Source organism: Capnocytophaga sp. oral taxon 329 str. F0087, from assembly GCF_000213295.2.
GTDB lineage: Bacteria > Bacteroidota > Bacteroidia > Flavobacteriales > Flavobacteriaceae > Capnocytophaga > Capnocytophaga leadbetteri_A.
In genome coordinates this window covers 3,596-8,335 of record NZ_KN390059.1, presented here as the reverse complement: position 1 = coordinate 8,335, position 4,740 = coordinate 3,596, and the positions used below count along the sequence as shown (strand labels likewise).

Below are 4,740 nucleotides of genomic sequence, written 5' to 3'. Positions count from 1 at the left end.
AAAATCTCGAGTTATCTGAAACGTTTTTATCTCTTCTGTTTTATCATCGGTAACGATAAGTTTGTAAGTCGGGAGTTCTACCAAATGGTCGTCTATTTTTAACTGTACGCTTCCTATTTGTTCCTCTGAGATGAGAATACTAATGGTATGTTTTTGAAAGTGAGTATCTGTGCGAACCACTACCTTATCGGCTTCTCTATCATTCCATTTCTCTGATAGGTAGCGGTCTTCATATCGCAGTGTTAGTTTTACTTCAGGCAGTGGCATAGTGTTGTTATTGTTTTTTTGTGTTTATTCCTGTCAGTTCAGCTGTTTATACCCTCTTAGGCATTGTATCAAGTTAGTAATTTCATTGTCTTGTTTAGGACTTACCAGAAACTCATAGTTCTTATGATAAGTATAAATAGTGATTTTCGTTATTTCTTTAAAAACTATCTCATCTATCTCTTTACTGCTCATTTTATGAGCAAAGTTCCCTTCACAGTTGATAGGGAATTGATTTTTCAGTGTAATGTGCTCACCAGTAGAGAAAAAAATATCAAAGTTCTTTTCTTTCTTTAAGCAAACAGACTCTTCTAACAACTTGACATATAAGAATAGTCGCTCTCCTCTACGCCCAAATTGGAATACTCCATAAGAGAGTGTGTCCTTATTAGTTCGTAAATACAAAGGTTGAGCACTTGCAAAACGCCTCCCTTTGAGTTTTTTATGCCCTTGTACTATTTTACAATTAGTAGTAATAGCCTCTTTGGGATTTTTTGAGATGATTTGCAAGCTGTCTTGTTTTTTCTCTTCCTGTGCAAGAACAGTAGCAGAAAAAGATAACAAACATATAAGTAAATATTTTTTTAAAAACATATTCAACCTGTCTATTGTGCCATTGTGTTTTTATTGTTGTTGGTATAGTTGCTTACAAACTTCCAAATCTACTTTCATCTTGTCATATTCCTCTTTTAGGGTTTGGTTGATAGTACTAAGGCTGTCCAAGGTTTTCTGATTGATGGTAAGTTGCTTTATCTGCTTTTTAGCATCAATGAGTTCCTTGTATACAAGGATAGTGTTGTTGTACATATTTTTATTCCTAAGAGAGTCTTTAGGAATTTGCTTATACATATCAGCAAGAATAGAAAGGGCTAATTTCTCATTGAAAAAGTCATTTTTATAGCCACCTTGTATTCCAATAGAATCGACAGCTACTTTTACTTTTTCAAGTTGAAAAGAAAATTTGTCCTGAAATTTTATCTCTTGTTGTATGCGTGCATTTTCCCTTTTTAATAGTTCATTTTCTCTAAAGGGAAAATAGGTATTGAACAACATAGCAAGCATCAAAAGAGATACAGAAAGGGCAAAAAATAGTATAAAGTATATTAAAGCTTTTCTACGTTCTTTATGATTTAATACTTCCATAAGAGTTATGTTTTTGTTATTTTTAAATCAAATTCATTAATCGGCTAAGAATGTTTTGCTTCTTTGAGGTTGCAAAGAACTTTTCTCATTAGTAATCTCAGAGACAAAGATACTGCCATCACGTTTTTTACCTATGTAGTCTAAGCGGTTCAAAATAGCGAATAAATCTTCCAAGGTTTTCATAAATCGTTCTACCCTTACTACAGAAACCTCTATTTGATTGTGATTGTATTCTGCATTGATTGCTTCTGAGAACACCATTTCAAATTCTCCTTGGCTCACATTACACCAATCAGAGAAGTAATTGAGTAACTCTTCCTTACCAATCCCCGAACGAGCATCAATAAAGTTCTTGAGTACTCTTGCAAAACCTACTACAGAGACTAACATTTCTGATGGAGTGCTGTAAAGGGTGAGCCAGCGAAAACGATTGATTTCTGTAGCTAAGTAATAGAGCATCCTATCGGTCATCTGTTCTATGATGGTTGCCAAAGGATTTGTTTGGTTTTTGGTATGTATCTTTTGAGCTATCTGTACGGCATAAATTTCCATTTGTCCATAGAAGCGATCTATCTCGCTATACAATTCTTGTAACCTTTTATAAGAAGCTACCAAAACGCAAGGGGGTATATACGACTCATCAAGGTGAGAACTTGTACCACTTACCCATATTTTTCCCACAATAAGGTAGTGCCCACCTACACCCATTTCTTTTCTAAGCTCTTCTTCTTTTACCAAAGATAGGTAATATTCAGGCTCTGTATAAGGATCTCGTGGTGGATTTTCCTCTGGGTCGGGTTCTCCACAAGGAATGCGTTTGAATGGATTTACTGAAATACAAGCAAGTAGAGCTACTTCTTCATCTTTTATTTCTTTTACGATTTCGGGATAAGAAAGGGATAGTGAGTGCTGTTCGGTGTTAGAGCTAATTTCTATCCGAGAGCCATTAGGGGTTATAGCGTGGCATTCTTCTATGCGAACCCTTAAGTATTTATGAGCATCTACTGACAGGTTTATTCTCACAGGGTCATTAGTAGGTAAGAGTCCATAAGTGAGCATTGAGGTATGTACTCCAATAGCATCGCGTACCGAATCGATAACAAAATTCTGAATATCAATAAAATATCTCTTATTGATTTTCATTCCATCAATAAAGTTTACTGGGAGGTGGGTAAGTTTTTCTATCATTGTTATTCTTTAGTTTTTGTTATTTATTGTGTTATTAATTTTGATAATAGGCGAATTAGTATGCTTGCACTCGTTCGTTATCTTTTTCTTTATTGTATTCAAAATCTGCTTCTTGGTCTTCACTATTTTCTTTTTGATTAGAAACAAGGGTTCGCATACAGACAATTACACTGTTTTCTTCTATTCCATTCATATACAGTGTGAATTTAGGGTCTATATATTTTGCGGATTCGTACCATTGGGCTTGTTTGAAAAACACCCAATTGTAAAAGCCTTCTTCATTCTGTATCTCAATAGGGGCTTCTACAAAACGTTCGTTATAGTCTTCTACAAAGTTGTAGAACAGTCGCCCGAAATCTATTCGGGTAGGTCCTTTAGCTCGGTACAAAGTGTAGTCTTTATCATTCTCTTCTTTCTTTATCATTAGGGTAAAGACTACCAAATCGCGCATTTCTTCATCACTTACTCCAGCCAATTCTTTATAGTTCTCTGGAAACTGCCAAGTTGTATAGATTTTAGGTGGTATCTTCTGAGAGTAATTGAAGGTGATATTGACCAAAGTAGGAATAAAAAATACTATGAAATTGCCCATCATCAAAGGGGTGTAATACATTCCGTTTAAGAAAGTATAAATCAATAGAAATGGTACCGAACCATATATTGATGTGAGTAGAGCAAAGAATATCTCTTTGGTGATATCATCTTCGAGTTTAAACTTATTAAAGAAAACACGATAAAAATAACAGTGAAGAGTACCAAGTACTAAGGTACATATTTGATAGAAAATAAACTCATTCAAAGTCTTTCCTACAAAAAGCCTATTATACCCCAAAAAAGCTATAACTGAATACACTAAAACCGTTAAAAACAGATAGATATACACATTGGTTTTGTACTTTTTGAATTCAGGTGTTTTCTTTGAGAAAATTATAGTGACAGCTATGCACAATGTCACTATAAACAATAATATTATCAACAATCGCGGGTCAAACAAGTTGATGAAATAATTTTTTATCTCTTTCATATCCAAGTATTATAGCCTAAAATAGGATCATTATTTTCTTTTAATTCAAATTGACTTTCCTCTTCTGAAAGCAATACACTTAACTGTATTTCTACCTCTAATGGGAAGAAGTGCTCACAGAACAGAGTTACAAACTTTTCTTTGTTGCCCCCAAGTATATAATCAGTAAAAGCAGAATGCTTTAAAGGACCTATCTCAAGGGTCAGGTGTTTGGTATAATCTTCATAGGCTGTACCTGTGATCATATCTACTCCTAAATAGATATCTTCTCCCAAGCAAAAACCTTGTGATTCATCAGAATAAGTAGCAAACTCTCTTTCTTTAATACGTACATTCTCTTCTAAAAGTTCTGAGAGGATATGTACGGTAAGTGGAATATTGCCTACTATCTTATAGCTATAGGGCAGTAACCTAATGAACTTAGAGACTAAGAATGTTGGAAAATCTTTTGATACATCCCAAAGTTCATAGAACAATGAGGAAATCTCATTGGCATTGAGTTCTTTAAAGTTGGTTTGTTCAAAGGCTTCAATCTCTACTCCTAACTTAAAAATTTCATTCTCAAAAGGGCTAAAAAAGGTACGAGCAGCTTTTTCCTGTCGTTTTCTCTCTTTGTACTCTTTGAGCATTGTTTCAACCCCTTTGCCTTGTATTTCACTCTTGGTATGGTGGGCAACGCCTTCGGGGAGCATATCGTACAAGCTATCACGAGAGAGATTCACCTCTATCAATTGAGTAGCATCGTAATTGTAATCCGTAATTCTTGCGCTTAGCACATCAGTGCGATAACCACGTACAAACTGCCCTTGGTGTTTTACTATATACTCGTTGTCAGAGATGATTCCTTTGTCTAACAAATGGTTTAATAGCACTTCTGCCCTTATATCATAAGGTAAGTGATTTATCTCATTTATAACTCCTGTTAGGTGTTCCATTTTGATAGTTCTTCAACGTGGCAAATATACAAAAAAATTACAAAAGTACAATTTTTTATTCTATTTCGTGTTGTTCGTTATGTCCTTTATGGGTAATAGATATTTTACCTCCCACAGCACATTGGCAGGTACTTTTTTCGGTGAGGATTTTTAAATCGTTGATAGTATCTTTCTCAGCTGTTTGCT

The 4,740-nt window shown here is 34.6% G+C and carries 5 protein-coding genes and 1 pseudogene; all 6 read right to left on the bottom strand.

Annotation, left to right across the window (positions count from 1 at the left end):
• Positions 1 to 267: pseudogene (locus HMPREF9074_RS10825) on the bottom strand (hypothetical protein); the annotation flags it as partial.
• A 33-nt stretch (positions 268 to 300) separates the two neighbouring features.
• Positions 301 to 858 (bottom strand): hypothetical protein, encoded by a 558-nt coding sequence (locus HMPREF9074_RS10820; protein ID WP_009391462.1) that lies wholly within the window; start codon positions 856 to 858, stop codon positions 301 to 303.
• 30 nt (positions 859 to 888) lie between these two features.
• Positions 889 to 1,407 carry a type VI secretion system TssO gene (tssO, locus tag HMPREF9074_RS10815; protein ID WP_009391463.1) on the bottom strand — a complete coding sequence of 173 codons (519 nt, stop codon included), beginning with the start codon at positions 1,405 to 1,407 and terminating at the stop codon, positions 889 to 891.
• Positions 1,408 to 1,443: 36 nt separating this feature from the next.
• Entirely contained in the window at positions 1,444 to 2,595 is a 1,152-nt protein-coding gene (locus HMPREF9074_RS10810) for a hypothetical protein (protein WP_009391464.1), read from the bottom strand.
• 55 nt (positions 2,596 to 2,650) lie between these two features.
• Entirely contained in the window at positions 2,651 to 3,619 is a 969-nt protein-coding gene (locus HMPREF9074_RS10805) for a TssN family type VI secretion system protein (protein WP_009391465.1), read from the bottom strand.
• Positions 3,616 to 4,554, bottom strand: coding sequence for a type VI secretion system baseplate subunit TssG (locus tag HMPREF9074_RS10800; protein WP_009391466.1), 939 nt, complete (start codon positions 4,552 to 4,554; stop codon positions 3,616 to 3,618). Before HMPREF9074_RS10800 ends, HMPREF9074_RS10805 begins: the two co-directional genes overlap by 4 nt.
• Between the last annotated feature and the right edge of the window lie 186 nt (positions 4,555 to 4,740).

What these genes read in the sequence shown, in the direction of transcription:
- HMPREF9074_RS10820 (WP_009391462.1), bottom strand. Translation starts at nt 858, where the DNA reads ATGTTTTTAAAAAAATATTTACTTATATGTTTGTTATCTTTTTCTGCT.
- tssO (WP_009391463.1), bottom strand. Translation starts at nt 1,407, where the DNA reads ATGGAAGTATTAAATCATAAAGAACGTAGAAAAGCTTTAATATACTTT.
- HMPREF9074_RS10810 (WP_009391464.1), bottom strand. Translation starts at nt 2,595, where the DNA reads ATGATAGAAAAACTTACCCACCTCCCAGTAAACTTTATTGATGGAATG.
- HMPREF9074_RS10805 (WP_009391465.1), bottom strand. Translation starts at nt 3,619, where the DNA reads ATGAAAGAGATAAAAAATTATTTCATCAACTTGTTTGACCCGCGATTG.
- HMPREF9074_RS10800 (WP_009391466.1), bottom strand. Translation starts at nt 4,554, where the DNA reads ATGGAACACCTAACAGGAGTTATAAATGAGATAAATCACTTACCTTAT.